This is a genomic window from Acidovorax sp. 100 (assembly GCF_003688355.1).
GTDB classification, from domain to species: Bacteria; Pseudomonadota; Gammaproteobacteria; order Burkholderiales; family Burkholderiaceae_C; genus Acidovorax; species Acidovorax delafieldii.
This window is the reverse complement of the sequence record NZ_REFD01000001.1, coordinates 2,805,539-2,829,668: the sequence shown is the minus strand read 5'-3', so window position 1 is coordinate 2,829,668 and position 24,130 is coordinate 2,805,539. Positions and strand designations below refer to the sequence as shown.

The window sequence follows — 24,130 nt, the reverse complement described above, 5'->3', positions numbered from 1 at the left end:
GCACAATGGCCCGCATGACGGCCTCTCCTCCTTCGCGGCGCCAGCCGCCCTCCGCGCCCCGCCACCCCTCGGCGCGCACCACCCAGCGCCCCACGCCAGACAAAGACCAGATCGCGCTGCTGGAACCCTTTGAACGCCTGGGCATGGACCGCATTGCGCTGGTCGCCACGCCTGCACAGGCCGACCAGGCTTGCCAGGCGCTGGCCAGCGCCAGTGCCTGGGGTTTTGACACCGAATCCAAACCCACCTTTGTGCGCGATGAGCCGTCGGACGGGCCGCACATCGTGCAACTGGCTACGCTGGAGCGGGCCTGGGTGTTCCAGCTGCACGACCCCGGCTGCCGAGCGCGCGTGGCCGAGCTGCTGGCCCTGCAGGGTGTGACCAAGGCGGGCTTTGGGCTGGGTGACGACACCAAACGCATCCAGCACAAGCTGGGCGTGCAACCAGCCGATGTGCTGGAGCTGAACACCGTGTTCCGCCAACGCGGCTACCGCAAGGACATGGGCGTGAAAGGGGCTGTGGCGGTGCTGTTCAACCGGCGCTTCATCAAGTCCAAAAAAGCCGCCACCTCCAACTGGGCCAACGCCCGGCTGAGCGAGGCCCAGCTGGTCTATGCGGCCAACGACGCGTGGGCAGCGCTGCGGGTGTTCAACGCCTTGAATCTGTCCGCCTGAGGGATAAGGAGGGCACAACCGCCGTGACCCATCACGGCCGTCGCCATCCTGTATTCACTATCAAAAATATAGCTGCTCAGGCATATTCCACTAGCGCTACTAGCCAAAAATACTTCAACAACACGCCTGACAGGCCCTGTGAGGCCCTGCAGGCGAGTACGCACTGCTCTACAGCCGGGCTGCCAGCCGCGCCGCCTGGTCGATGGCGCGTTTGGCGTCCAGCTCGCCGGCCTCCAGCGCACCACCGATGAGGTGGGGCTTGCGGCCCTGGGCCTCCAGGTCCTGCGCCAGGCTGCGCAACGGCACCTGGCCCGCGCACAGGACCACGGTGTCGCAAGGGATCCAGGTCGGGTCTTCGCGCTTCTCGCCGTACGAGACCAGCAGTCCTTCGTCGGCAATGCGCTCGTAGTTCACGCCACCCACCATCTCCACCGCTTTCATCTTGAGCACGGTGCGGTGGATCCAGCCCGTGGTCTTGCCCAGGCCGCCGCCCAGCTTGCCCTTCTTGCGCTGCAGCAGCGTCACCTGCCGTGCAGGGGGCGTCACACGCGGGCCGCTGGCGGCCAGGCCACCGCGCGCCTCGGCCGGGTCGGTGATACCCCATTCGGCCTTCCAGGCGGGCAAATCGAGCGTGGTGGAGGGGTGCTCACCATGCGTGAGGAACTCGGCCACATCAAAGCCGATGCCGCCCGCGCCGATGATGGCCACGCGCTCGCCCACCGGCTTGCCGTGGCGCAGCACGTCGATGTAGCTCAGCACCTTGGGGTGGTCCTGGCCGGGGATCTTCGGGTCACGTGGCTCCACGCCCGTAGCCACGATGACCTCGTCAAAGCCAGCCAAGTCGGCGGCTGCGACCTTGCGGTTCAAGTGGAGCTGCACGCCCGTGTCTTCCACGCGTGTGGCCAAGTAGCGCAGCATCTCGTGGAACTCTTCTTTGCCCGGAATCACCTTGGCCATGTTGAGCTGGCCGCCGATGGCGGGCGCCGCATCAAACAGATGGACCTCGTGGCCACGCTCGGCAGCCACCGTGGCAGCGGTGAGGCCTGCAGGCCCCGCGCCCACCACCGCGATGCGCTTGCGCGACGACACAGGGCGGTACACGAGCTCCGTCTCATGGCAAGCACGCGGGTTGACGAGGCAGCTGCTGGTCTTGTTCTGGAACACATGGTCCAGGCAGGCCTGGTTGCAGGCGATGCAGGTGTTGATGCGGTCGGCCCGTCCTTGCGCAGCCTTCTTCACAAACGCCGCATCGGCCAGCAGGGGCCGCGCCATGGACACCATGTCGGCACAGCCATCGGCCAGCACCTGCTCGGCCACCTCGGGCGTGTTGATGCGGTTGGATGTGACCAGCGGCGTGGTGATGCCCGCCGCCGCAAACTCGGCCTTCATCTTTTGCGTGACCCAGGCAAACGCTGCGCGCGGCACGCTGGTGGCAATGGTGGGCACCCGCGCCTCGTGCCAGCCAATGCCGGTGTTGACGATGTTCGCCCCGCCCGTGGCCACGGCCTTGCCCAGGGTGACGATCTCGTCCCACGCGCTGCCGCCGGGCACCAGGTCGATCATCGACAGGCGGTAGATGATGATGAAGTCCGGTCCCACGGCCTCGCGCATGCGGGCCAGAATCTCCACCGGCAGTCGCATGCGGTGGCTGTAGTCGCCGCCCCAGGCATCGCGCCGCAGGTTGGTGGCTTGCGACAGAAACTGGTTGATGAAATAGCCCTCCGAGCCCATCACCTCCACGCCGTCGTAGCCCGCCTCGCGCGCCTTCACCGCGCAGCGCACGAACGCGCGGATCTGGCGCTCCACCCCCCGTGCCGACAGCGCGAACGGCGTGAACGGCGAAATCGGCGACTGCAGCCGCGACGGCGCCACCGCCAGCGGGTGGTAGGCATAGCGGCCCGTGTGCAGGATCTGCAGGGCGATCTTGCCGCCCGCCTCGTGCACGGCCTCGGTCACCACGCGGTGGCGCTTGGCCGCGCCCGAGGTCGCCAGCGTGCCCGCAAACGGTTTGGCCCAGCCCGCGATGTTGGGAGCGAACCCGCCCGTCACGATCAGGCCCACATCTCCCTCGGCCCGCTCGCGGAAGTACGCCGCCATGCGAGACAGGTCGCGCCCGTCCTCCAGCCCGGTGTGCATGGAGCCCATGAGCACACGGTTCTTGAGGGTGGTGAAGCCCAGATCGAGCGGGGCAAGCAGGTGCGGGTACAACGCGGCACCGGGCATGGAGGCAGCGGCTGCAGCGACGGCAGGAGCGGCCATGGGAGGAGAGGAATGCATGGAAGGATCGTGAACTAGAAGTATTTTCTAGAACTTTATTCTAGAATCCCGTTCCATGGCAAGCCGCAATTCCCCGCCCCCCACCTCATCCCCTGCCGAAGCAACCACCGACCGCCGCCAGGACATCCTGAACGCCGCCCTGGCATGCGCGGCCGAAGGCGGCGTGGATGCAGTCACCATCGACGGCGTACGGGCGGGCTGCGGGGCCAGCGTGGGCAGCATCTATCACCACTTTGGCAACCGCGACGGCATCGTGGCAGCGCTGTTCTTCGAGATCTTTCACGACCAGTCGCGCAGCGTGCAGGCGCACCTCGATGCCGCCCAGGGCGTGGAGGCGGGCGTGTTGGCCCTGGTCACGGGCTACCTGGATTGGGTGGTGGCGCAGCCCGAACGGGCGCGGTTCATGTTCCAGGCGCGCAGCGCAGTGGCAGCGGGCCCGCGCACGCCCGACCTGGCCGAGGCCGCACGGCGCCGCAACCAGGCGCTGGTGGCCTGGTTCGAGCCGCACCGCCGATCCGGCGCGCTGCGCGACCTGCCGTGCGAGCTGATGCCATCGCTGGTGATGGGGCCGGTGCAGAGCTATTGCAGGGCCTGGCTGTCGGGCAACGCTGCCCAGGGCGGCCTGCCGTCACCCACCACCTACCGCACAGAACTGGCGGACGCAGCCTGGCGGTCCGTGAAAGCCTAGATCTCTAGATCAGTAATGCGGCGGCAGCTCGTCGCGCAGGTTCCGCGGGCCGTTCGAGCCGCCTTCGGGCGCCTGCTGGCGCAGCTGGATGACCTCGTGCGTCAACCGATCGATCAGTTGCTGCTGCTGGTAGATGGTCATGTTCAGCTGGTCCAGCAGGTCTTCGGTAAAGCTGGCCTTGATCTCCAGGCTTTCGAGACGCTGGAGAACGTTGGCGAGATCGTTGGTGTCAGACATGGAGGCGTCAGATCGCCTGGCCCAGGCGCGCGACGCCTTCGCGGATCTTGTCCACATCGGCCGTGGCAAACGACAGGCGGAAGGTGGCGTGGTCCGGGTTGGCGCAGAAGAACGGCGTGCCGGGCACAAAGGCCACACCCTTTTCAATCGCGCGCTTGGCCAGCACGTTGCCATCGGCCACCTTGCCGCCTGCACCCGTGAGGCGCGCCCACACGAACAGGCCGCCCTGGGGCTGCACAAATTCGATGGCGTCGCCCAGCTCCTTGCGCAGCGCATCGCCCATGGCCTGGGCGCGCTCGGCGTACACCTTGCGCACATGGGCCAGCGTGCCAGGCATGCGGCCGGCCTTGAGGTACTGCGCGGCCGTGGCCTGCGCAAAGGTGCTGGTGTGTGCATCGCTGAACTGCTTGCACATGGTGGCCTTGCCCAGCAACTCGGCCGGGGCAATCATCCAGCCCACGCGCAGGCCGGGCGAGAGCACCTTGCTCAAGCTGCCGCAGTGCACCAGCAGCTCTCGGCTGCAGGGCACAGTGGCCGACAGGTTCAGCAGGCTGGGGGGTGGCGCATCGCCAAAGTACAGGTCGCCGTAGGGGTCGTCCTCGACGATCAGGGTGTTGTGCTTCACCGCCATCTCCAGCACGGCCTTGCGGCGCTCCAGACTCAGCATGGCGCCGCTGGGGTTGCCGAAGGTGGGGATCAGGTAAACGAATTTCGGCTTGTGTTCGGCAATGAGCTTTTCCAGCTCGTCGGTCTTCACGCCATTGCCATCGATGGGCGCGCTGATGAGTTCGGCGCCGTACAGGCGAAAGCACTGGATGGTGGCGAGGAAGGTCGGGCCTTCCACAATCACCTTGTCGCCGGGGCTGACGAGGGTCTTGCCCAGCAGATCCAGCGCCTGCTGGCTGCCGGTGGTGACGATGAGGTTGTCGGCCGCCACATCCTTGGCGCCCTTGCTGGTCATGAAGGCGGCCAGTTGCTCGCGCAGCGGGTTGTAGCCCTCGGTGGCGCCATATTGCAATGCTGCGCCGGGCTCTTCGGCCAGGGCGGCGTTGCTGGCTGCGCGGATGCCTTCCACGTCAAACATCGCGCTGTCCGGAAAGCCACCCGCAAAGCTGATGATGCCGGGCTTGCCCAGCAGCTTGAAAAGCTCGCGGATGGCGGAGGTTTCTACGTTGTTCAGGCGGTCGGCAAATTGCATGGCGTGGACAGAAGTGGTTGGCAACAAACTTTGCATTGTCGCCAATTGCGACGCAGGATTCATGCGGTGTCTTTCCAAGAGGCTCTAAACTGGGTTTTCCGTCCACCGCCACTGCCCTGCCCGCCATGACCCTGACCCTCCGCACCCTGCCCCGCATGCGCCTTGCCACCATGCGCCACACCGGCGCCTACGGCCACCCGGGCCTGACCGAGTTGTGGGAGCGTTTTGGCAGCTGGTGTGCCGCCCATCGGCTGAATGATCCGCGCCCCAAGTTCTATGGCTTCAGCCACGACGACCCGGGCTGCACGCCGCCCGAGCAGTGCCGCTATGACGCAGCGGTGCAGATTGGCGTGGGCCTGCGCACCGGGCCCGATGTGCAGGTGATGGACTACGAAGGCGGCGACTACGCCTGCATGCACTTTGTGGGCACGGGGCCAGAGATCGGCGCCGCCTGGGCGCAGATGGGCACGCCGGGCCAGATCCCCGACGGCTGGGAATGGGCGCCCCGCGCTGCGCTGGAGATCTACGACGAGGACTTTGCGGTGGACCCGGCCACGGGGCGCTTTCCGTGCTGGCTGTGTATTCCGGTCAAGCGGACGCGCTGAATCCCATCGGGTTGCGCTGACGGGCCGGGTAGCCCTTTTCAGCGCCGACCGTCAATCCACCCGGATATCCGCCCGTGCCGCCACGGCACGCATCAGTGGCAGCTCGCGCTCAATGCGTGCGCGCAGCGCGTCCCCATTGCCACCCAGCGGCGTCAGGCCGATGTCCACCATCTTCTTCTTGAACTCCGCCGAGGCCATGGTCTCGGCCAGGGCCTTTTCCAGTTTCTTCTGCACGGGTGCGGGCAGGCCTGCCGGGCCTACGAAGGCAAACCACGATCCCATGTCAAAGCCGGGGTAGCCGCTTTCGGCCACCGTGGGCACGTTGGGCAGCAAGGCCAGGCGCTGCGGGCTGAGCGCCGCAATCGCCTTGATCTTGCCGGACTTGATGAGCGGGGTGGATGCCACCACGGTGTCCACCGCCAGTTGCACCTGCCCGCCCATCAGCGCCGTGAGACTGGGCGAGCTGCCGTTGAAAGGCACATGCATCATCGGAAAACCTGCGGTGGTCTTGAGCATCTCGGCGCCAAAGTGCACCGACGAGCCCGTGCCATAGGAGCCGTACGAGAACTTGTCCGGCGCGGCCTTGGCCTGGGCCACGATGTCCTTGAGCGACTGCCCCGGGGTGTCGTTGTGGGCCACCAGCAGCAGCCCCATGTCGGCCACCAGGGCCAGGGGCGTGAAGCTTTTGATGGGGTCGTACGGCAGGTTGGTGCGGATGGCCGGGTTCATGGTGAGCGTGGTGTTGGACCCGAGCAGCAGCGTGTACCCGTCAGCGGGCGCCTTGGCCACCATGGACGCCGCCACCACGGTGCCCGCGCCGGGCCGGTTCTCGACCACCATGGGCTGCCCCAGGCGCTCCCCCAGGGCTGTGGCCAGCAAACGTCCCAGGATGTCGGTGGCTCCGCCCGGGGCAAAAGGCACGACCAGCTTGATAGGCCGGTCGGGGTAATTCTGTGCCTGCGCCAGGCCGGGCGCGCCCAGCACCAGGGCGCTGAGCAGAAGACTCGATACGAAGCGGGAACGCAGCATGGTGAAGCTCTCCAGAAAGCACGTTGACAAAAGTTGGGGGGTAGCGGGGGTTCGCGGTGGGAGATGGAATGGCGAGCAGCGAGGCCCAGGTCACCCCAGCAAGGGGCTGCGCTGGCGCGCGTACCCACTGGCCTGGTCGTAGGCATGGCCGATCTGCAGCACGGCGGCGTCAGACTGTGCCGGGCCGATGATCTGCAGCCCCGCAGGCAGGCCGCCGGGGCCAAAACCTGCGGGGGCTGCCAGCGCGGGCAGGCCGGCCATGGTGGCGGGCACCACGGTCTCCATCCAGCGGTGGTAGGTGTCCATGGTGCGGCCGCCGACCTCGTGGGGCCAGTCCAGCCCTGCATCGAACGGGAAGACCTGGGCAGCGGGCAACACCAGAAAATCGAATTGCTCGAACAGGCCGCGCAGCACCTGGTACCACGCGCTGCGCACGCGGGCCGCGTCGTATACCTGCAGGGCCGTCAGGCGCATGCCACGCTCGATCTCCCACACCGCCTCGGACTTCAGCAGTGCATGCGTGGCCGGGTTGCGATACAGGGCCGCATTGGCCCCTGCCACGCTGAAGCTGCGCAGGTCGATCCAGGCGTTCCACAGCTGTTCCAGATTGAATGCGGGCGCCACAGATTCCACGGTGCAGCCCACCGTGCGAAAGTGCTCCAGCGCCTGCTCGCAGGTGGCCAGCACGCCGGGCTCGGTGGGCAAGTGGCCACCCAGGTCACCCAGCCAGCCGATGCGGGCACCGCGCCAGTCGCGCTCCAGCGGCTGGCTCAGCAGGGCCACATCCTCGTGCCGGCGCGTGAGCGGCAGCCGCGCATCAAAACCCGCCTGCACCGACAGCAGCAGCGCCAGGTCCGGGATGTTGCGTGCCATGGGCCCGGCCACGCTGAATTGCTGGAAGAACACTTCCTCCGTCGGCCCGTGCGGCACCAGGCCGAACGAGGTGCGCAGGCCGTATACGTTGTTGAACGCCGCTGGCGTGCGAAGCGAGCCCATCATGTCCGATCCATCGGCCACAGGCAGCATGTGCAGGGCCACTGCCACGGCTGCGCCGCCACTGCTGCCCCCCGCCGACACAGCCGGGTTGTGGGCGTTGCGCGTGGTGCCATACACCGGGTTGTAGGTGTGCCCGCCCAGGCCAAACTCGGGCGAGTTGCTGCGGCCGATGAACAGTGCGCCGCCTGCGCGCATGCGCTCGAACACCACCGCATCGGTGGTCGAGACCTGCCCGGCAAAGATGGGCGAGCCCCGCGTGGTGACCATGCCTGCGGCGGGCATGATGTCCTTGGGCGCCTGCGGAAACCCATGCAGCGGGCCCAGGCTCTCGCCACGCGCCAGTTGCGCATCGCGCTCTGACGCCTGCGTGCGCAGGACGTTGCGGTCCACCATCGCCACCAGGGCATTCACCACGGGGTTGAGCCGGTCTACCTGGGCCAGGTAGGCGTCCAGCACCTCGGTGCAGGAGACCTCCCGCGCATGGATGGCGCGCGACAGTCCGGTGGCCGTAAGGTCCACGATGGGGCTGGGGGTACCACCCGGGGTGACGCTGTTTGCAGAAGGCATGGGGGCTGGGGTCGGTGAATGTGTCATTGGTGAGTCAGCATAAGCAGCCCGCTGCGTTTCGACAATCAACGATTTCTGGAGTTATCTTTGCGTTTTACGCAATCCACACCCCGAAAGGCCCCCCATGCTTTCCAGCCGCTTGCAGGACACGGCGCTGCGCTACTTTCTGGAGGTGGTGCGCAGCGGTTCGGTCAGCGAGGCCGCCACGCGCCTCAATGTGTCGCCCTCGGCCGTGAGCCGCCAAGTCGCCGCCCTCGAAGACCTGCTGGGCGTGCCGCTGTTTGACCGGCGCCCACGCGGCATGGCGCCCAGCGCGGCGGGCGAGCTGCTGGCCGCCCATGCCCGGCGCGGCGCGCTGGAGGCCGACCGCGTGGTCTCCGACATCCAGGCGCTGCAGGGCCTGCGCACGGGGCTGGTGCGCATCTGCAGCTCTGCAGGTTTTGCCATCGAGTTCCTGCCCCGCGTGATGGCGCAGTTCCGCCTGCAGTACCCCGGCATCCAGTTTCACCTGCGCGTGGCCAGCCCCGCAGCTGTGACCGTGGCGGTGCTCAACGGCGATGCGGACATTGGCCTGACCTACAGCCGCTCGGCCGAGCGGGACATCACCGTGCAGCACCGCCAGGCCGCGCCCGTCATTGCCATCATGCGGCCGGACCACGCGCTGGCACGCGCCCACTCCGTCACGCTGGCGCAGATGCACGCCTACCCCATCGCCCTGCCCGAGCGCGACAACACCGTGCGCCAGCTGTTCGACATCGGCTGCAGCCAGCGGGGCCTGGTCTTTGAGCCCGCGCTGGTGTGCAACCACTTCGAGACGCTGATGCACTTTGTGCTGCATGGCGGCGGCCTGTCCATCTCGGGCGAGGTGACGGTGCGCGATCGGGTGCAGCGCGGCGAAATGCATGCCGCTCAGATCCGCGAGCCCGGCATGAGCGCCCGCGCCGCCGAGCTGCAGACCCTGAGCGGCCGCACCCTGCCCGCTGCCGTGCGCATGTTCCTGGAGTTCCTGCAGGCGCAGCTGCGGGACAATGCGCCACCGGCCACGCCCGCCAAAAGAAGCCAGCCCCCTGCCCCACCCCGCCAACGATGATGATGAAAACCGCCCAGATCGAGCCCTTCTTCACCACCCTGAAGGCAGCCAACCCGATGCCCAACACGGAGCTGGAATACACCACCCCGTTCGAGCTGCTGGCCGCCGTGCTGCTGTCGGCCCAGGCCACCGACGTGGGGGTGAACAAGGCCACGCGCAAGCTGTTCCCCGTGGCGGGCACGCCCCAGGCCATCCTGGATTTGGGACTGGAGGGGCTGGAGGGTTACATCAAGACCATCGGCCTGTACCGCACCAAGGCCAAGAACCTGATGGAAACCTGCCGCATCCTGGTGGAGCAGCACGGCAGCGTGGTGCCCCGCACGCGCGAGGCGCTGGAGGCCCTGCCCGGCGTGGGCCGCAAGACGGCCAACGTGGTGCTGAACGTGGCCTTTGGCCAGCCCACCATGGCGGTGGACACGCACATCTTTCGCGTGAGCAACCGCACCGGCCTGGCACCGGGCAAGAACCCGCTGGCGGTGGAGCTGCAGCTGATGAAGCGCGTGCCTGCGGCCTATGCGGTGGATTCGCACCACTGGCTCATCCTGCTGGGCCGCTATGTATGCCAGGCGCGCAAGCCGCGCTGCTGGGAATGTGTGGTGAGCGAGTATTGCGACTACCGGCCGAAGACGCTGGCGCCCTAACGCGCAGAAAGCACAGCGCTTCAAATTTCATAGCAACCAGCGCATATTCTTCTAGCGCATCCAGCCAAAAACACTCAAAACCTGCGCTCTGGCAGAGATTTCGAGCCCTTGCGCAACCGCCAGCCCACAAGGCCGGGTCAGCCAACGCAGCGGGTGCCCAGCGCCGCCATCTCTTGCGACACCCCCACCCAGGCCACATCAAACCCCGCCACCTTGCGCTCCGGCGGCACGGGATGCGCGCGCAGCGCCCAGGTGGCACCGGCCACCACGCTGTCGATCACGGGCACCGACACCTGCGGCTGCACGGCGGCAGCCATGCCTGCCAGCCCGGCGCCACCCAGAATGACGGCCTGCACCCCCATCTGGCGCACCACGTCCCTGCAGGCCTGGGCCAGCAATGCGCGCGCCGCTTCGGGGTCGGCAGCCAGTTGGGCACCGGTGGGCGCCACGGTGTGAATGCCTGCCAGTGCGTGGGCGTGGCCCAGCGCCTGGGCCAGGCGCTGCAGCATGGGGCCCCAGCGCTCGCCGCCGGTGACGATGGCAAAGCGGCCGTGGCGCGCAGCCTCGATGAATGACGCTTCGGCCAGGCCGGTGACAGGCACGGGGCTGCTCTCGCGCAGCGCCATCAGGCCAGGGTCGCCAAAGCAGCCGATCAGCACCGCGTCGGGCGCGGTCTGCGGCTGTGCAATCTCATGCGCCCACACATCGAGCGCGGCGTGGGCCGCCACGGCATAGCTCGCCTCGCACGCGATGTACGGTGCGCCAAAGCGGGCCGTGGCCGTGCGCACCGCCACATGCGAGCCCGCAGCCCCCTGCACATGCCGCTGCAGCAAGGCACTGACATGGGCCGACATGTTGGGGTTGATGACGAGCAGTTGGCGCATGGGCAAGCGTGTGAAAAAACCGTCAGACCCCGCCCAGCAACCGCGCCAGATCGGGCGCCTCTGCCGCAGGCGGCGTGAACTCCAGCTGCGACTCGATCCGCGCCAGGTGGGCCAGCATCAGCCGGGGCGCCTCGCGCGCGTCACGCAGGCGGATGGCGTCGATCAGCGCCCGGTGCTCGCGGCAGCCGCAGGCCGTGGCCTCTTCGCGGGTTTGGGCGTGGCTGGGGCTGTAGGTCATCAGGATGAGCGAGGTGCGCGAGACCAGCTCGCGCAGGATGCGCCCCAGTGTCTGGTGCCCGGCCGCCTGCGCGATGTGCAGGTGAAAGTCGCCCGACAGGCGGATGGCGCGGCGCATGTCGCCGCTGGCGCGGGCGGCCTCTTCGTCGTCGATGCAGGTGCGCAGCGCGGCAATGTCGGCGTCGGTGGCGTTGGCGATGAACAGCTCCACCAGGCGCGGCTCCAGCAGGCGGCGGGCCTCGAACACCTCCAGCGCCTCTTGCGGCGTGGGCTGGGCAATGGATGCGCCCCGGTTGGGCGTGAGCGTAACGACCTGCTCGTTGGCCAGCCGCACCAGCACAGGCCGCACGCGGGTGCGGGAGACCCCGAAGGCAGCCGCCAGCTTGTCTTCCACCAGCTTGGTGCCGGGCGGCAGCCGGTGGTCGAGGATGGCCGACACCATGCGGTCGTACATGTCGTTGTCGCTGAGCTGGCCGGTCGTGTCGGGCTGCACGGGCGGTTCGGTGACCGCAGCGCGCGCGCGCCGGGGCTTGGGGAGGGTGGTCGTCATAAGGGTGCCGTTTTTACCCCGAACGGCCCTTGCTCCTGCGGCCCAAAGCCCACACCAGCGCCAGCGTGATGCCCATGACGATGAAAGACACCACCGTGGTCAGCGTGCCCAGCGCGTAGATGGACGGCGTGGTCACCGTGCTGGTCAGGCCCTGCAGCTCCAGCGGCAGCGTGTTCACGTCGCCAATGGCCTGCGAGGTACGGGCGATCTCGTCCCAGCTGAGCGTGAAGCCAAACATGCCAATGCCCACGACCGACGGTGCAATCAGCGGCAGCACCACATGCGCAAAGCCCTGCCAGGGCGTGGCGCCCAGGTCGCGTGCGGCTTCTTCGTACGCCGGGTTGAAGCGGTTGAACACCGCAAACATGATGAGCAGGCCGAACGGCAGCGTCCAGGTCAGGTGGGCGCCCAGGGCCGAGGTGAACAGGCCCAGCGACGTGCCATAGCCCTCCAGCGCACCCTCCATGCCCAGCCATTCCAGTGCCGCCTTGATGCCGTTGTCGATGAGCCGGAACTCCAGCCCGATGCCCAGCGAAACGATGATGGACGGCATGATGAGGCTGGCCACGACGATGAAGAACAGCGTGTTGCCGCCCGCCAGCCGCTTGCGAAACGCCAGACCGGCCAGCACCGACAGCACCACCGTGCACAGCATCACCGCCACCCCCAGGCCCAGCGAGCGCCACAGCGCCGCGCCAATGTCCACCACACCCAGCCCTTCGGCCAGCTTGGCGAACCAGTGCAGCGACACGCCGCGCATGGGGAAAGTGAGCCCGCCCTCGGGGCCCTGGAAGCTCAGGATGAAGATGACGAACATGGGCCCGTACATGAACAGCACGAACAGCGCAAAGAAGATGGCCAAGGGCCAGAAGCTGGCGGGACGAGATTCACGGACTTTCATCTCACAGCTCCTTGCGAATGTCGACGAGGCGCGTGAGGCCCCAGATGATCATCAGCACCACGGCCAGCAGGATCACGGCATTGGCCGCCGCCAGCGGGAACTGCAGGTAAGACGTCTGCACCTGGATGATCTTGCCAATCGATGCGATCTGCTGCCCGCCCATCACGCCGATGGTCACGAAATCTCCCATGACGATGGTGATCACAAAGATCGAGCCGATGATGATGCCGGTGCGCGACAGCGGCACGATCACGTTCCATAGCGTCTGCCAACCACTCGCGCCGCTATCGCTGGCCGCCTCGATGAGGCTGCGGTCGATGCGCATCATGCTGTTGAAGATGGGCACGATCATGAACATGGTGTACAGGTGCACGAAGGCCAGCACCACCGAGAAGTCCGAGAACAGCAGCCACTCCAAAGGCGTCTCGATCAGGTTCATGCCCATCAGCGTCTGGTTGACCAGCCCATTGCGCCCCAGCAGCGGCACCCACGAGATCATGCGGATCACGTTCGAGGTCCAGAACGGGATGGTGCACAGCACGAACAGCAGGGTCTGCATGCCCGAAGAGCGCACGTGGAAAGCCAAAAAATAGGCCACGGTGAAGCCGATCACCAGTGTGATCAGCCACACCAGAAAGCTGAACTTGAGCGTGGAGTAATACGTCTTGAGCGTGACACACAGGCCCTCCGACGCATCGCCACAGCCCGCGAAGATCGACACGTAGTTCTTGAACGTGAAGCCCGGCAACAGCTCGTACTCGTTGAAGTCCCAGAAGCTGACCATCACGATCAGCGCCAGCGGAATCAGGAAAAACAGCGCGAACACCAGTGTGAACGGCGCCGCCTGCCACCAGGCGGCAATGCTGCGGCCGGGGACAGCTGCAGCGGGCAAGGTCGGTGTGTTGGTCGTGCTCATGGTGTTTGCATTCAGATATCAGCAGCGCTGCACGCTGCCCTTGAAACCGGCGCGGCCAGAGGCCAGTGCTCCCGCGCAAGGGCCGCCAAGCTGCGAATGCAGCGCTTCGCTTGCGTGCGCTGGGAGCGTCCCCCTCCCGAACCGCGCAGCGGGTCGAGAGAGGGGTGAAGGCGCGCAGCGCCTCAGGGGGTGCACTCCTTACGCCGCCACGAATTCATTCCATTTTTGGACCATGTAGTTGTTCTCGTCCATCAACGCGTTCCAGCAAGCGATGCCGCCCATGCGCGACTCATAACTGCCGCCGTCGCGCACTGCACCGGCCTTGGCCAGCACGTCGCCATTGGGGCTCTTGATGTCCTGCGTGGCGGGCTTGCCTTCCATCCAGTAGGCCCACTCGTAGGCTTCCATCTTGGACTTGGCGGTCTCCAGCACGGCGCTGTAGTAGCCCTGGCGGTTCAGGTAGGCACCGGCCCAGCCGTCGAGGAACCAGTTGATGAACTCGTAGGCGCCATCGAGCTTGCGGCCGCTCAGCGTGGCGGGCAGGCCAAAGCCTGCGGCCCAGGCGCGATAGCCTTCCTTCAGGGGCTGGAAGTTGCAGGCGATGCCCTTGGTGCGCACGGCCGTCACAGCCGGGCTCCACATCGACTGAATCACCACCTCGCCCGACGCCATCAGGTTCACCGACTCGTTGAAGTCCTTCCACAGCGCGCGGAACTGGCCCTGCTTCTTGGCTTCGATCAGGGTCTTGATCGTGAGATCAATCTCCTTCTTGGTCATGTTGCCCTTGTCGGGGTACTTGTAGATGCCCATGGCCTCGACCACCATGGCGGCGTCCATGATGCCGATGGAGGGGATGTTCAGGATCGCGGTCTTGCCCTTGAACTCGGGGTTGAGCAGCTCGGCCCACGAGTTGATGGGGCGCTTGATCAGGTCGGGGCGGATGCCCAGCGTGTCGGCGTTGTACACAGTGGGGATCAGGCTCATGAACTGCGTGGGCGCCGTCGCGAACTTCTTGGACTTTTCACCTTCCAGGTAGATCACCTTCTTGGGCGCGGTGCCCTGGTCGCCCACGGCTTTGCCAGCCACCTGGCCGGTGGTGAACAGCGTGGTGATCTTGTCGGCGTTCTTGATGCGCTTGGTGTCGATGCCCTTCAGGTTGCCCGTGGGTACGATCTTTTTCAGCGAGAAGTACTCGGTGTCGATCAGGTCAAAGCTGTTGGGCGCGGTGACGGCGCGCTTGGTCACGTCGTCCGTGGTCACGGCCACGTACTGGATCTCGATGCCGGTGTCGGCCTTGAACTTCTCGGCAATCGCCTTGTCCTGGTTCACCGCCGTGCCCAGGTAGCGCAGCACGATCTTCTCTTGCGAATGCACGGCCGGGAACATGCCAGCGGCCAGGATGCCCGCCGTGCCCTTGAGCAACGAGCGGCGCGCCACTCCAGTGGCATCGGAGACAACAACAGGGGAATCAGCACGGGAAGCATCGGACATGGGAAAACTCCTTGGGTTGCGGAAGGGGACGGGTGGAAAAAGAGGTAAAGCGGCGGCGCGGTCAGGCGGCGACGGCCACTGCGGGAGCGGGCACGGACAGCGGGTGCGCCTGGTCGGGCGTCCAGTGCAATTGCACGCCCTGCCCCACTTGGTAGGGCTGCGCAGCAAAGGCGGCCTCGGACACCATCACCGAATACGCCGCCGTGGCGTTGGCCGACAGAACTGCGCCGTGCTTTTGCAGGCCCACCAGCACATAGGTGCCTTGGTATTCCACATCGGTCACCACGGCCTGCATGCGCTGGGCACCCCAGGGCAACTCGGCACTGGCGGGGGCAATCTGCAGGTGGTCGGTGCGCACGCCCACCTTGCCTTCGGGCGTGTCGATCACGTTATGCCCGCCCATGAAGCGCGCCACGAATTCGCTGGCGGGCCGGTTGTAGACCTCGTGCGGGCTGCCCACCTGCTCGATCACGCCATGGTTCATCACCACCATGGTGTCGGCCAGGGCCATGGCTTCTTCCTGGCTGTGGGTCACATGGATGAAGGTCAGGCCCAGCTCCTTTTGCCAGCGGCGCAGCTCGGCGCGCATCTGGATGCGCAGGAAGGGGTCGAGCGCGGACAGCGGCTCGTCGAGCAGCAGCACACGCGGCTGTGTGATGAGCGCACGCGCCAGCGCCACACGCTGCTGCTGCCCGCCGGAGAGTTCTGCGGGCTTGCGCTCGGCCAGGTGCCCCAGGGCCACACGCTCAAGCAGGTCGCGCGCCTTGGCCTGGCGTTCGGCCTTGGCCACGCCTTTCATCTTCAGGCTGAAGGCCACGTTGTCCAGCGCCGAGAGGTGCGGGAACAGCGCAAAGCTCTGGAACATCATGGCCGTGCCGCGTGCGGCGGCGGGCAGGTCGGTGATGTTGCGGTTTTCCAGCAGGATGTCGCCGCTCGTCACCGATTCGTGCCCAGCGATCATGCGCAACGTGGTGCTCTTGCCGCAGCCCGAAGGCCCCAGCAGGCAGCAGTAGCTGCTGCTGGCAATGCGCAGGTTGATCGCATCCACGGCGGGCTTGCCTTGGGCGTAGCGTTTGGTCAGCGCCACGATTTCAATGGCGGCGGAGGCGGGCGCAGGGTGGGTGCTTTGCATGGCGTATGCCCTACGCAAGGCCCATGCCAACTTTGTACACAATGTTTTATGAACTTTGCATACAAAATGCACCAACACGGCGCACATTGCCGCCCCATACCGGTCCACACCCGCGCTGCCCCTGGTCCAACCTCGGGCAAACCATGCACCGAAACAGCGCTGAGCACTGCGGGTGCGTGGCTATACTGGCTTCGCCTTTGAAACAATTTATTACGTAGGCACGTCCTTCCCCCTCCTCTTGCCTGCCGCATGACGAACCTCGACCCGCGCTCCATGATCGCCCTGGCGGGCTTCATGTCTGCCGTCATGGCCCTGGTGCTGCTGTTCATGCGGCGGCACTACCCGCCCAGCATCCGGGGCGTGGGCGGATGGGCGGCGGCGCCATTGCTGTGGCTGCTGTCTACCGTGCTGTTTGGCGCGCGTGGCGCCATCCCCGACTGGCTGGGCCTGGTGCTGGCCAACCAGCTGCTGGTGCTGGGCTCGGTCACTTATTACATGGGCACCCGCCAGTTCATGGGCCAGCCCGCCACCTGGCGCACCTGGAACTGGGTAATGGCCGGCACCACGGTGGTGTTTGCCTGGCTGACCTACGGGTGGCCCAACTATGCGGTGCGGGTGGGGTTTTTCACCGTGGTGATGGGGGCGCTGTACGCCGCGCAACTGCGTTTCATGCTGCGCCACGGAGGGCGCAACTTCCCGGTGCGGCTGGTGGAGGTGATGCTGGGCCTGCACATGCTGGTACTGGGGGTCAGGCTGGGTTCCATCCTGGCTGGGCACGCGGGCAACGACCTGATGGAGCCATCGCTGTTCCAGACCCTGTACATCGGTGCCTATGCGCTCACCGTGCTGATGCTGTCCATTGGCGCGGTGCTGATGGCCACAGACCGCTTGCGCACCGAGCTGGAGCACCTGGCCACCTACGACTCGCTGACCCAAACCCTCAACCGCCGTGCCTTGCTGCAGCGCTGCGAGGACGAGCTGGAGCGCGCGCAGCGCTACGGCGGCGGTCCGTCCATCATGATGGTGGACCTGGACAACTTCAAGGCGGTGAACGACACGCGCGGCCACCAGCACGGCGATGCGGTGCTGGTGCACTTTGCCGAGCGCACCCGGCAAGTGCTGCGCCGCGCTGACCGCCTGGGTCGCTACGGGGGCGAGGAATTTCTGGTGCTGCTGCCGGGAGCCGACGCGCAAGCAGCCCTGGCCGTGGCCCAGCGCATCCACGCCACGCTGGCCTCGGGGCACCCGCTGGACTGCGAGGTGAGCATCGGGCTGACCAGCTGGAGCGGGTCACACGAGACCCTGGACGCGATGCTCTCCCGCGCCGACGCCGCGCTGTACCGCGCCAAGGAAGAAGGCCGCAACCAGACCGTCGTGGGCTAGCGCCTGCCCAAGCAGGGCGGCTCAGGCCGTCTGCGTCGCCACGCCAGCCGATTCAAAACTCGCCATCTCGCGCAGCACGGCGCAGGCCGATTGCAGCAACGGCCAGGCCAGCGCCGCGCCCGACCCCTCGCCCAGGCGCAGGCCCAAGTCCAGCAAGGGCTCTGCCTGCATCTGCGCCAGCATCAGGCTGTGGCCCCGTTCGCCCGAACGGTGGGCAAACACGCAGCGCTGCAGCACCTGCGGCGCGATGCGGCTGGCCACCAGCACGGCCGCGCTGGTGATGAAGCCGTCCACCACAATCACGCGCCGCTCGGCCGCTGCCTGCAGCACTGCGCCCACCAGCGTGGCCACCTCGTAGCCACCCAGGGCAGCCAGGGCCTCCAGCGGGCTGGTGGCGCCCGCATTGGCATCCAGCGCCTGCTGCAGCACGGCGCGCTTGCGTTCGATGCCCGCAGCATCCAGCCCCGTGCCCGCGCCCGTCACCTCGGCCAGCGGCAGCCCCGCCAGGCGCGCCAGCAGCAGCGACGCCACCGAGGTGTTGGCAATCCCCATCTCGCCCAGCAGCAAGGCGTTGCCTGGCAGGGCACGCACCACCTCCACCCCGTTGGCCAGCGCTTGGGCGCATTGCTCGGCACTCATGGCCGGGCCGACGGAGGCATCCTGCGTGCCGGGTGCCACCTTGCGCAGCAACAAGCGCGGCTGGCCGGGCGCCGCATCGCGCGCAGCAATGGGCTTGGCCACACCACAGTCCACCACCGTGAGGCCCAGGCCATGCTGGCGCGCAAGCACGCTCACGGCCGCGCCACCCGCCAGAAAGTTCTCCACCATCTGCCAGGTCACATCGCTCGGGAACGCCGAGACACCCCGCGCGGCCAGGCCGTGGTCGCCCGCGCACACCAGCATCTGGGGGGCATGCAGCACGGGGGATTCGGTGCCCAGAATCACGCCCAGGCGCAGCGCCAGGCGCTCCAGCAGGCCCAGCGACCCCAGGGGCTTGGTCTTGTGGTCAATGACGTGCTGCAGGCGGCTGGCCAACGCGGCATCATGCAGGTCAGCAACGGATGGAAGTACGAAAGGTGAGGTCATGGTGATGGAGAACACAAAGAACGCCGTGCACAAAGCGGCACAGCAGGGTTTTGAAAAAGAAGCGCAGGCCTACGCGCGCGGCAGGCCGGACTACCCGGCGGCGCTGTCGGCCTGGCTGGCACAGACGTTGGGACTGGGCCCCGGTCGTGAGGTGGCCGATGTGGGCGCGGGCACCGGCAAATTCACCGCGCTGCTCGCAACCACCGGGGCCAGGGTGTTGGGCGTGGAACCCGTGGACGCCATGCGCGCCAAGATCGAAGCGTTGCAACTGCCCACGGTGCGCGCCGTGGCGGGCACGGCACAGGCCATTCCACTGCCGTCCGGCACGCTGGATGCCGTGGTCTGTGCACAGGCCTTCCACTGGTTTGCCGCCCGCGAAGCCCTGGACGAATTCCACCGCGTGCTGCGGCCGGGCGGCAAGCTGGGACTGGTGTGGAATGTGCGCGATGAGTCGGTGGACTGGGTGGCGGAGCTCACCACCATCATCACGCCCTACGAAGGCGATGCCCCGCGCTTCTACAAGGGCGACTGGCGCAAACCCTTTCCACACCCCGGTTTCGGCCCGTTGGTCGAGACCCGGCTGACCCACGAGCATGTGGGGCCACCCCAGCAGGTCATCGTGGACCGTTTCATGTCGATCAGTTTTATCGCGGCCCTGCCGGATGCTGAACGCGCTGCGGTGCGCGCCCAGATCGAGGCTTTGATAGCCCGACACCCCGCGCTGCGCGGGCAGGACACCGTGCGCTTTCCGTACACCACCCTCGCCTGCCACTGCGAACGGGTGTGAGGGGCTGAATGGCGCCACGGTATCCGGCGTGCTAAGGCGCCACCAGCGCATCCAGCACGCCTGGTGTGAAGCTGGTGCCCAGGAAGCCCGCGAGTCCGTCAAACACGCTGTCCAGCGTGGGCACCTGCGCGCCAAACAGCGCGTGCAGCACCGCAGCATCCTCGAACAAGCCGTGCAGGTACACACCCAGCACGTTGCCTGCCGGGTTCTGCCAGGCGATGCCGGGGATGACCTCGCGCGCCACATCGCCCTTGGCAGCCATGGCCGGGTGCTGGGCCGTCTGGCCGTGGTGGATTTCGTAGCCCGTGACAGACACACCCGCCAGCGCAGCCCAGGCCCCCAACACCGCACCAAAATGCGCCTGGGTGCGTTGCACGGTCTTGGCAACCTCGAAGGTGGTGACCAGCGGCAGCAGGCCCAGGCCCGGCGCATTGCCGTCGATGCCTGCGGTGTCGATCAATGCCTCGCCCAGCATCTGCAGGCCGCCACACACGCCCAGCACCGTGCCGCCCTGCCCCGCATGCTGGGCGATGGCCTGGTCCAGCCCCTGCGCACGCAGCCAGGCCAGGTCGGCAGCGGTGGACTTGGAGCCCGGCAGCACCACCCAGTCGGTGGTCTTGAGGCCCGCCAGGTCGGCCGGGCTGCGCGCCCAAAGCAGGCGCACGCCGGGCACGTTCTTGAGCGGCTGGAACTCGTCGAGGTTGCTGATGCGCGGGTAGGCGATGACGGCCACAGTGGTGTGCACGGCGCCTGCGGACAAGGTGCGGTCGTCAAACACGCCGTCTTCCTCCGGCAGCCCGTGGCGCCACTGCATGGGGATGGTGGCCACGGTGGGCACGCCGGTCAGCTCTTGCAGCATCTGCGGCGCAGGCGCCAGCAGGCTGGCATCGCCGCGAAACTTGTTGAGTACAAAGCCTTGGATCAGCGCGCGCTCGTCCTCGGGCAACAGTGCCCAGGTGCCGTACAGGTGGGCGAACGCGCCGCCCCGGTCGATGTCCGTCACCAGCAGGCAGCGCGCATCGGCATGGCGGGCCACACGCATGTTCACGATGTCGCTGGCGTGCAGGTTGATCTCGGCGGGCGAACCGGCGCCCTCAATCACCACCACGTCGTTCTCGGCGCGCAATGCATCGAGCGCTGCGGCGATCTGCGGCCACACCTTTTCGCTGCGGCCGCGCCAGGGCATGGCCGTGAGCTCGGCACTCACCTGCCCCATCAGCACGACCTGGCTGTGCGTGTCGGCCTCGGGCTTGAGCAGCAGCGGGTTCATGCGCACCTCAGGCTCGGCACGCGCAGCCAGGGCCTGGAAATACTGCGCGCTGCCGATTTCACCCATCACACCCGCAGGGCCCGACACCACACGTGCGTTGTTGCTCATGTTCTGCGCCTTGAACGGAGCAACCTTCAGACCCTGGTTGCTGTAGTAGCGGCACAGCGCGGTGGTGAGCCAGCTTTTGCCGGCGCCGCTGGTGGTGCCCAGCACCATCACGCAGCGGGCCAGTGGGGAGGATAGGGTCAAAGTCACGGCAGTGGGCGGACCATGCGGTCCATGATGTGTTCGAGGGCTGCCGCCGCATCGGTGCAGCGGCCGGTGTGCACAGGCGAGGTCTGGATGATGGCGCTGCGTTTGGCGGTGAGCCAGTGAAAGCGCTGGCGATACGGCAGGCGCGCAATGGGGCCACAGCCTTCGTCGCCCGCACAGATGGCCACGATGGCGGCCAGATGGCGGCGCACGGTATCGATGTCGGCGTGCGGGTCCATGGCCAGCAGACGCGCTTCATCGAGCGCGATGGCGGCCTGCAGAAAGCCGGTGCGCTGGCACGACAGGATCACGCCCGCGTTGATGAATTCCTCGCGCTCCACGCGCGGCACCACGCGCACGATGGCGTAGTCATACACCTCAGGCGCGTGCATGGGCGGCCTCCTTCAACGCATTCACCCAGGTGGCGCGTCCGGCCAAGCGGGCGCAGAAGTAGTCCACATAGGCCTGGCGGTGGGTGGCGGCGGCGGTCAGCAGGCCTTCTTCGTGGTCGGCGCCGGCCAGCAACAAGAACTCGTCGGGCACCTCGGCCAGGATGCCAACCACCACCTCGGGCGTCAGACGTGCAGCCAGCTCGGCATCCACCTGCGTGAGCTGCGTGGCCCGGGCCAGCAGCACATGGTCGGCAATCGGCGCAAAGGGCTTGGCAGGTTGTGCCACCGTGCCGTTCCACGCATGGTGAAAAGTCAGCGCCGCACCGTGGTCGATGAGCCAGGGCTGGCGGTGCCACATCAGCAGATTGGTGTTGCGCGCAGTGCGGTCCACATTGCCCACCAAGGCATCGAACCACACGAGGCGCGAGGCAAAATCATCTGACACCACATCCACCGCCGGGTCGAAATTGAGCGCGCCCGACAGGTAATCCAGCCCCACGTTCAGGCCACCGCTGGCCCGTACCAGGTCCTGGATTTCGGGATCGGGCTCGGTCTGCGCCAGGGCGGGGTCGAGCTGGGCCAGCACGATCTCGGGCACGGGCAGGCCCAGCGCCCGGGCGATGCCGCCCGCAATGATCTCGGCCAGCAGTGCGCGCACGCCCTGCCCGGCGCCACGGAACTTGAGCACATAGGTGCCCAGGTCGTCGCCCTCGACGATGGCGGGCATGGAGCCACCTTCACGCAGCGGCGTGACGTAGCGATTGACGGTGATGGTTCTCACAAGGTCTCCCTCGATCCGATGGAATGCGGGATGGTACGGCCCGCAGGGCCCAAGACGGCCTGCCATGCGGCCTGCAGCGCATCTTGAGCGGCGGGCGCCAGCACCCCCAGGCGCACGGTGCCGGGCAGGCCGAACGACGCCGCATCGCGCAGCTTGATGCCACTGGCGCGCAGCGCAGCCAGATCGCTCTGCAACGTGTGGGTAGCAGGCTGCACGCAGAAATAGTTGGCCAAGCTGCCCGCGTGCACAGCCCAGCCCAGATCGGTGCACAGCGTCTGCTGGCGCGCCTTCCAATCGCCCAGAGTGCGCAGGCTGTGCACCAGCCATTGCTGCACGGCGGCCTGCGTCCACGCCTGCAGCAGTGCCACGCCGTGGGCACCCACAGGCCAGGAAGACGCCAGGGCCGTCAGCCCCAGCGCCTGCTCTTCACAGTCTGGCGGCGCAATCGCATAGGCGGCACGTACACCCGTCAGCCCCAGGGCCTTGTTGGGGGTCCAGAGCTGCCAGCAGGCCGAAGGCATGAGCGGCGACGGCGCGCCAGCCCATGCGCCCTCCGCGCCGAGCCGCAGGGGGACATACGCGCAGTCGAGCACACGCCAGGCAACGTCCGCATCGCTTTGTCGCCAACCGCGCAACGAGGGATCTTCCACACCCAGAGGGCTGGAGGGCTCGCACGCCCATTGCAGACCCGCTGCGGCGCCGCCGCCCCGCAGCACCTCCAGCCCGCGCACCTGCGCGGCCTGGGCGTAGTCGCCATAGCTGTGTGGCGGCACGGCCACCTGCACCGCGCCCTGCTGTGCGGCCAGCGCGGTGATGCGGTGGATGAACTCGCTGGCACTCGCGGCCAGCACGATGCGCCCCGGCACCACGCCATGGAAGGCGCCGAGGGCCTCGCGCAGCGCCGTGTAGGCCGGGTCGGGGTAGCGCGTGGCGTCGGCCGCCTGCACGGCGTGCAGCGCCTCGGGGCATGGCCCGCAGGCGTTGCTGTTGGTCGAGAAATCAAACACCGGAACGCCCGCGGCGTCCGGGCCACCGTGCAACGGCGTGGGCGCAGAGAAACGACGCGGCGAGCTCATGCATGCGCCCAAGCAAACACCACCAGCACCAGCAACTGCAGGCCCGCCACCACGGGCACCATGACAAGCACCACCTGCGTGCCCAGGCGTGCAGCGCGCCGCGTATCGAGCGGCCCCGCCCGGCGGCCCTTGCTGTGCAGCGTGTACACCCCGGGCTTGGCCAGGCGCACGTTCAACGCCAGTGCCATGGCCGCCATGGGCCAGCCGCTGTTGGGCGATGGCGTCTTGCGCGCCTGGCGGGCCAGCGTGGAAAACGGCAGTCCCCTGGAGACCACCGCCAGCAACAAGGCGGTGATGCGGGCCGGCACCCACGACAGCACATCGTCCGCCCGCGCCGCCCACTTGCCCGCCCATTGCCAGTAGCGCCCGCTGCGCATGCCGGGGTAGCCCCACATGGCGTCGGCCGTATTGGCCATGCGGTACAGCGCAGCCCCTGGCAGACCCAGCAGCGCAAACCAGAACAGCGGCGCCACCACGGAATCGTTGATGTTCTCGGCCAGCGACTCGATGGCCGACTCGCGCACCTGCACGGCGGTGAGAGCGCTCACGTCCCGGCTCACCAGCCGGGCCAGTTGCGCGCGCCCGGCGGGCAGCGACTGGCCCAGCGCCACCTCCACCGCCAGCACCTCGTCGTGCAGCATGCGCCAGGCCAGCAGGGGCTTGAGCAGCAGCGCCAGCATGCCGAGGGCAAGCCAACCCATCAGCGTCAACGCCAGGTGCTGCAACCACCAGGAAACTATCAAAACAATAGCAGCCAAGGCAATCCACACTAGCGCCCCCAGCCAAAAACGCCGAAAGTCCTGTGCCACAGGCGTCAGCGGGGCCACCCGCTCGCCCCCCCAGTGCAAGGCCGTGCCCATCCACACCACCGGGTGCCAGCGGGTGGGCGGCTCCCCCAACCACCAGTCAATGGCCAGTGCCAGCAGCGGCACTCCCATCCACACCGCCGCCGCAGGCCAGCCCAGGCCAGGGAGCAGTAGCAAGGACCAG

The 24,130-nt window shown here is 67.3% G+C and carries 24 protein-coding genes; 7 read left to right on the top strand and 17 right to left on the bottom strand.

The window, feature by feature from the left end:
* Positions 1 to 5: 5 nt before the first annotated feature.
* Complete coding sequence (locus C8C96_RS13035) at positions 6 to 674, top strand: 3'-5' exonuclease (protein WP_116747409.1); 669 nt, start codon at positions 6 to 8, stop codon at positions 672 to 674.
* A gap of 168 nt (positions 675 to 842) precedes the next feature.
* On the opposite strand, the gene C8C96_RS13030 is transcribed toward C8C96_RS13035, so the two are convergent.
* Positions 843 to 2,897, bottom strand: a complete 2,055-nt coding sequence (locus C8C96_RS13030; RefSeq protein WP_121944004.1) for an NADPH-dependent 2,4-dienoyl-CoA reductase — start codon at positions 2,895 to 2,897, stop codon at positions 843 to 845.
* A gap of 109 nt (positions 2,898 to 3,006) precedes the next feature.
* On the opposite strand from C8C96_RS13030, the gene C8C96_RS13025 reads away from it, so the two are divergent.
* Entirely contained in the window at positions 3,007 to 3,639 is a 633-nt protein-coding gene (locus C8C96_RS13025) for a TetR/AcrR family transcriptional regulator (protein ID WP_121942586.1), read from the top strand.
* A gap of 9 nt (positions 3,640 to 3,648) precedes the next feature.
* On the opposite strand, the gene C8C96_RS13020 is transcribed toward C8C96_RS13025, so the two are convergent.
* On the bottom strand, positions 3,649 to 3,876 hold the full coding sequence (locus tag C8C96_RS13020) for a SlyX family protein (RefSeq protein WP_008906148.1): 228 nt from the start codon (positions 3,874 to 3,876) through the stop codon (positions 3,649 to 3,651).
* Between the two features lie 7 nt (positions 3,877 to 3,883).
* Positions 3,884 to 5,074, bottom strand: coding sequence for a PLP-dependent aminotransferase family protein (locus C8C96_RS13015; RefSeq protein ID WP_121942585.1), 1,191 nt, complete (start codon positions 5,072 to 5,074; stop codon positions 3,884 to 3,886).
* Positions 5,075 to 5,199: 125 nt separating this feature from the next.
* Between C8C96_RS13015 and C8C96_RS13010 the strand changes: the two genes are divergently transcribed.
* Positions 5,200 to 5,679 carry a GyrI-like domain-containing protein gene (locus C8C96_RS13010; protein WP_121942584.1) on the top strand — a complete coding sequence of 160 codons (480 nt, stop codon included), beginning with the start codon at positions 5,200 to 5,202 and terminating at the stop codon, positions 5,677 to 5,679.
* Between the two features lie 51 nt (positions 5,680 to 5,730).
* On the opposite strand, the gene C8C96_RS13005 is transcribed toward C8C96_RS13010, so the two are convergent.
* Positions 5,731 to 6,708 carry a tripartite tricarboxylate transporter substrate binding protein gene (locus C8C96_RS13005; RefSeq protein WP_121942583.1) on the bottom strand — a complete coding sequence of 326 codons (978 nt, stop codon included), beginning with the start codon at positions 6,706 to 6,708 and terminating at the stop codon, positions 5,731 to 5,733.
* A 90-nt stretch (positions 6,709 to 6,798) separates the two neighbouring features.
* Positions 6,799 to 8,271, bottom strand: a complete 1,473-nt coding sequence (locus C8C96_RS13000; protein WP_121942582.1) for an amidase — start codon at positions 8,269 to 8,271, stop codon at positions 6,799 to 6,801.
* A gap of 124 nt (positions 8,272 to 8,395) precedes the next feature.
* Between C8C96_RS13000 and C8C96_RS12995 the strand changes: the two genes are divergently transcribed.
* Complete coding sequence (locus tag C8C96_RS12995; protein WP_121942581.1) at positions 8,396 to 9,361, top strand: LysR family transcriptional regulator; 966 nt, start codon at positions 8,396 to 8,398, stop codon at positions 9,359 to 9,361.
* Positions 9,362 to 9,363: 2 nt separating this feature from the next.
* Positions 9,364 to 10,002 carry an endonuclease III gene (gene nth, locus C8C96_RS12990; protein ID WP_121944003.1) on the top strand — a complete coding sequence of 213 codons (639 nt, stop codon included), beginning with the start codon at positions 9,364 to 9,366 and terminating at the stop codon, positions 10,000 to 10,002.
* Positions 10,003 to 10,139: 137 nt separating this feature from the next.
* On the opposite strand, the gene C8C96_RS12985 is transcribed toward nth, so the two are convergent.
* From C8C96_RS12985 to C8C96_RS12960, 6 genes are all read right to left on the bottom strand, one after another.
* Positions 10,140 to 10,886 (bottom strand): aspartate/glutamate racemase family protein, encoded by a 747-nt coding sequence (locus C8C96_RS12985; protein ID WP_121942580.1) that lies wholly within the window; start codon positions 10,884 to 10,886, stop codon positions 10,140 to 10,142.
* Between the two features lie 22 nt (positions 10,887 to 10,908).
* Positions 10,909 to 11,673 carry a GntR family transcriptional regulator gene (locus tag C8C96_RS12980; protein WP_056747172.1) on the bottom strand — a complete coding sequence of 255 codons (765 nt, stop codon included), beginning with the start codon at positions 11,671 to 11,673 and terminating at the stop codon, positions 10,909 to 10,911.
* 13 nt (positions 11,674 to 11,686) lie between these two features.
* Complete coding sequence (locus C8C96_RS12975) at positions 11,687 to 12,574, bottom strand: ABC transporter permease (protein WP_121942579.1); 888 nt, start codon at positions 12,572 to 12,574, stop codon at positions 11,687 to 11,689.
* Position 12,575: 1 nt separating this feature from the next.
* Entirely contained in the window at positions 12,576 to 13,490 is a 915-nt protein-coding gene (locus tag C8C96_RS12970) for an ABC transporter permease (protein ID WP_121942578.1), read from the bottom strand.
* A 198-nt stretch (positions 13,491 to 13,688) separates the two neighbouring features.
* Positions 13,689 to 14,981, bottom strand: coding sequence for a PotD/PotF family extracellular solute-binding protein (locus tag C8C96_RS12965; RefSeq protein ID WP_116747419.1), 1,293 nt, complete (start codon positions 14,979 to 14,981; stop codon positions 13,689 to 13,691).
* 61 nt (positions 14,982 to 15,042) lie between these two features.
* Positions 15,043 to 16,113, bottom strand: a complete 1,071-nt coding sequence (locus tag C8C96_RS12960; protein WP_121942577.1) for an ABC transporter ATP-binding protein — start codon at positions 16,111 to 16,113, stop codon at positions 15,043 to 15,045.
* A 249-nt stretch (positions 16,114 to 16,362) separates the two neighbouring features.
* Here C8C96_RS12960 and C8C96_RS12955 point away from each other — a divergent pair, with 249 nt between their 5' ends.
* Positions 16,363 to 17,496: a GGDEF domain-containing protein gene (locus tag C8C96_RS12955; RefSeq protein ID WP_233584229.1), complete on the top strand. Its 1,134-nt coding sequence runs from the start codon at positions 16,363 to 16,365 to the stop codon at positions 17,494 to 17,496.
* A gap of 21 nt (positions 17,497 to 17,517) precedes the next feature.
* On the opposite strand, the gene cobT is transcribed toward C8C96_RS12955, so the two are convergent.
* Positions 17,518 to 18,582: a nicotinate-nucleotide--dimethylbenzimidazole phosphoribosyltransferase gene (gene cobT / locus C8C96_RS12950; protein ID WP_121942576.1), complete on the bottom strand. Its 1,065-nt coding sequence runs from the start codon at positions 18,580 to 18,582 to the stop codon at positions 17,518 to 17,520.
* Between cobT and C8C96_RS12945 the strand changes: the two genes are divergently transcribed.
* Positions 18,581 to 19,369 carry a class I SAM-dependent methyltransferase gene (locus tag C8C96_RS12945; protein ID WP_121942575.1) on the top strand — a complete coding sequence of 263 codons (789 nt, stop codon included), beginning with the start codon at positions 18,581 to 18,583 and terminating at the stop codon, positions 19,367 to 19,369. The two genes, cobT and C8C96_RS12945, sit on opposite strands and share 2 nt — an antisense overlap.
* 31 nt (positions 19,370 to 19,400) lie before the next feature.
* Here C8C96_RS12945 and C8C96_RS12940 read toward each other — a convergent pair whose 3' ends face one another.
* The 5 genes from C8C96_RS12940 to cbiB are packed head-to-tail and all read right to left on the bottom strand — an operon-like array spanning position 19,401 to position 24,078.
* Positions 19,401 to 20,855: a cobyric acid synthase gene (locus C8C96_RS12940; RefSeq protein WP_121942574.1), complete on the bottom strand. Its 1,455-nt coding sequence runs from the start codon at positions 20,853 to 20,855 to the stop codon at positions 19,401 to 19,403.
* Positions 20,856 to 20,890: 35 nt separating this feature from the next.
* A complete protein-coding gene (locus C8C96_RS12935; protein WP_055395250.1) occupies positions 20,891 to 21,283 on the bottom strand; it encodes a DUF3037 domain-containing protein in 393 nt (130 codons plus the stop codon).
* Positions 21,270 to 22,064 (bottom strand): HipA family kinase, encoded by a 795-nt coding sequence (locus tag C8C96_RS12930; protein WP_121942573.1) that lies wholly within the window; start codon positions 22,062 to 22,064, stop codon positions 21,270 to 21,272. The genes C8C96_RS12935 and C8C96_RS12930 overlap by 14 nt, the downstream gene beginning before the upstream one ends.
* Positions 22,061 to 23,140, bottom strand: a complete 1,080-nt coding sequence (locus C8C96_RS12925) for an aminotransferase class I/II-fold pyridoxal phosphate-dependent enzyme (RefSeq protein ID WP_121942572.1) — start codon at positions 23,138 to 23,140, stop codon at positions 22,061 to 22,063. Before C8C96_RS12925 ends, C8C96_RS12930 begins: the two co-directional genes overlap by 4 nt.
* The gene (gene cbiB / locus C8C96_RS12920; protein ID WP_121944002.1) at positions 23,137 to 24,078 is read right to left on the bottom strand and encodes an adenosylcobinamide-phosphate synthase CbiB; all 942 of its coding nucleotides are present in this window, start codon (positions 24,076 to 24,078) and stop codon (positions 23,137 to 23,139) included. Before cbiB ends, C8C96_RS12925 begins: the two co-directional genes overlap by 4 nt.
* Between the last annotated feature and the right edge of the window lie 52 nt (positions 24,079 to 24,130).